Source organism: Phormidesmis sp. 146-12, assembly GCF_052939495.1.
Genome location: NZ_JBJPHS010000020.1, coordinates 1 through 3,133, shown reverse-complemented (window position 1 = coordinate 3,133; position 3,133 = coordinate 1). Strand labels below are relative to the sequence as shown.

General features: G+C 50.2%; 2 protein-coding genes. Both read right to left on the bottom strand.

All coding sequences use genetic code 11. The features are described from left to right. Positions 1–90 precede the first annotated feature (90 nt). Complete coding sequence (locus ACKFKF_RS11260) at positions 91–1,686, bottom strand: tetratricopeptide repeat protein (protein WP_446867794.1); 1,596 nt, start codon at positions 1,684–1,686, stop codon at positions 91–93. After that, the gene (locus tag ACKFKF_RS11255) at positions 1,686–2,978 is read right to left on the bottom strand and encodes a P-loop NTPase fold protein (RefSeq protein WP_446867793.1); all 1,293 of its coding nucleotides are present in this window, start codon (positions 2,976–2,978) and stop codon (positions 1,686–1,688) included. The genes ACKFKF_RS11260 and ACKFKF_RS11255 overlap by 1 nt, the downstream gene beginning before the upstream one ends. Positions 2,979–3,133: the final 155 nt, after the last annotated feature.

Below are 3,133 nucleotides of genomic sequence, written 5' to 3'. Positions count from 1 at the left end.
TCGGGCTGAAAACTCAAATGATCTCGCTCACAATGCGATCGTTCGGGCTAAAAACTCAATCGCTCTAACTCAAAATCAATTGCTCATTTCTCATCTCAAGCGTTGCCACCAAACTTGTAGTTTTTGCCAGAGTTGCCGACACCAGTGCCAAAAGCCTCGATCGCGCCTCCGAGGTTTGCGTTTTGGGCGTGAGGTTGGCAGAGAGCGATCGTACCAGTCATCTTGAGTTGGGGCAGCAGAACCGATCGCAGGGGCACGAATGGGAACAGGGGCGATCGCCTGATTGACTTCTCGCATTTCTGTTTTGCAGCTTTCGACCAGATCGTCTAGCCCAATGTCTGCAAACAGGCCGGCGGCGGCTTGGTAGGTTTGGGTTGCCTCCCATTTTTGGTCTAGCTTTGCGAGTGTGCGTGCTTTGCGCCGCAGAAATCGGGCTTGACTGTAGCGATCGCCAATCTGCTGTGCGAGGTCTAAGGCCTGCTGATAATAAGAGAGGGCGCGATCGTACTCTGCTTGAGAAAAATAAAACTCCCCATAGCTGTTGAGCGTATTCGCCTCGCCCAATCGATCCCCCACGTCGCGATACAGCCCCATCGCTTGCTGATAGTTCTCTAACGCTTCAGAACGACGGTCAAGAAATTGCAGCACATCCCCCACGGCTTGGAGCGTATTCGCCTCGCCCAATCGATCCCCCACGTCGCGATACAGCCCCATCGCTTGCTGATAGTTCTCTAACGCTTCAGAACGACGGTCAAGAAATTGCAGCACATCCCCCACGGCTTGGAGCGTATTCGCCTCGCCTGACTGGTCTTCAAATTTTCGATATAGCTCCAGTGCGGTCTGATAACACTCCAGCGCCTTGGTCACATCGTCTTGTAGCTCAGACAGCAGATTACCCAGCCGAAAATAGCTCTCCGCCAGATCAGACTCCAGCCCCAGCTTTGTTTGCAGCGCGATCGCTTTCTCATAAAACCCGATCGCCCGTCTGCGATTTTCAGAATCTCCATAACGCCGCTCATAAGTTCGCCCCAAACTTTCATACAGCGTCGCCAACAGCGGTGCATCGGTGCCTTGCTGCCGTTCGATCTGCTCGATCATCGCCAACAACTCTTCGGGCTGCAAACTAGACGGATCAGGCGGCTCAGACGATCGCACCTCCGATCGCCCAAAGTGTGAATAATCTATCTGAGGCTTGCCCTCAAACCAGACCACCCCGCCCCGCCAACTCCAAAAATCAGGGGCCCGCTCCGCCAGCCTCACCAACACCGTATTTGTCAACCACACCACGATCGGAAACTCAAACGATCGCAACGCCTCCCGCGTCCACTGCAAATAGCCAAAAAACCGATCTTGCTCAGACCGAGGCGCATCGAGCTTGACGGGCAACAACTCATCAATGCCCAACACCGTGACGATCGCAGGCACTCCGGTTGATAGATCAGGCTGCGTATTGACCAACTGCTCTAGCGCATATCGCAAACTCGGCTCCTGCGATCGCACCCTGACCCGATACGTCAAAAAGTCTTGACTGCGTAGCTCTCGCTCATAGTCTTGAATCAACTGCTCCCGCAGACTGCGATCGTCACACACCGCCAGCAGCAAATTGAGCCGAGTCGAACTGGCCTCGATCGCCACCATCAACTTCTGATAATTTCGTCGATTTTCTACCTCGATGTCGTTATCCATCACTCAATTAGTTTTTTTTGTTTGAGCAGATCAACGACGATCGGATGCACGTCATACCACAGCACATCATTCTCATATTCCAAAACAAACAGCCCATGCAGCAGCGACAAAAACTGCTCACTTTTGGCATCGTTTGGCTCAAAATTTTTGTAAACGTCCGCCAAAAGACTGTAGAGATTTAACCCCAAAGGTCGCGCAAAATCATTCTTCAAATCTTTGATCGCCAGCCTAAAGATCTCCTGATCAATCTTGATATCCTGTCGCTCTGGCTCACTGCGAATCAACAACAAACATTGAGAACAACACTCTCTCGCAATTCGTACCAGTTCGCGCACAACACCCCCACTTTTTAGCACCATTTGAATCGCAATCTCAGGCTCGACAAGCTCTTTGGGCAGGCGACGATGTAAAACTTCTAAAAATAGATTGACCGACTTTTCTTTAGGAATTGCCGCCGGATCGCGAACCTCCTCAAACCGATAAAACTTACACACCTCAAACTGTCTGATCCGCGTACTCATCGCCGTCTGAAGCTCTGCCAACACCTCATTATCTCGAATCGCCGAAATCGGAATGGTATAGATAATCCGAAACTTGGGCAAAAAAAGTGCATTAATATTATTTTTGTAGATCTCTTTAACTAAATTGAAATCTAATTTATCCAGATCATCAATCACCACCAGCACTTCTTTCTTTGTCGCCGCTTGAATGGCCGTCGCAATCAAATCAGCCTTTCTCGCTAACTCCGAAATACTCTTCTCAAACGTCGTTTTGATCTCCTCTCGAAAGGTTTTCTCATTTTTGAGTCTCGCAGTCAAAAATGAGAAAAATTCACCCCCCACGCCCATTTCAGTTTTGATATCTTGACTGCTGACCTGCGTCTGCGTCGTCGAAAACCAGTGCAGCAAATCTTGCTTAATGCCTTCCGAAATCGGAATTTGTCGCTTGGTCGCCTCACTCATCATCGACAGCGCCACCGAATACAAAATATTCACATGATCGACTGCCGACATCTCAACCAGATCAGCGATCGAAAAGAACACTACAAAATACCCCTGCCGCATCATCTTGTTAGAAAACTTGGCCAGCAGCGTCGATTTGCCACAGCCCCGATGCCCCGCAAAAACCAGCTTGCCATTGGTCGGCGCATCTTCGATCGCTTGCTCAAGTCGGGCGATCGTCTCATTGCCATACTCCACGCGAAACGCCGCAATTTGCTCCGCCGTCAGCAACGGAAACAATTCTAAATCTCGATAAGCCTTCCGAAAGGTTTCTAGAAGCGACTTCTCCATCTAACAGCTACCCCAAACGCTGCCCCCATCATACCGAAGCCGCGTAAATTGCTTCTATCTAAATGAACGTGAATTCGATGATCATCCTTCGCGACGGTTACCCATCCGGGCAGCCCCCTAAATCCCCCACAAGTGAGGGACTTTGAACGAGAAAT

What these genes read in the sequence shown, in the direction of transcription:
- ACKFKF_RS11255 (WP_446867793.1), bottom strand. Translation starts at nt 2,978, where the DNA reads ATGGAGAAGTCGCTTCTAGAAACCTTTCGGAAGGCTTATCGAGATTTA.
- ACKFKF_RS11260 (WP_446867794.1), bottom strand. Translation starts at nt 1,686, where the DNA reads ATGGATAACGACATCGAGGTAGAAAATCGACGAAATTATCAGAAGTTG.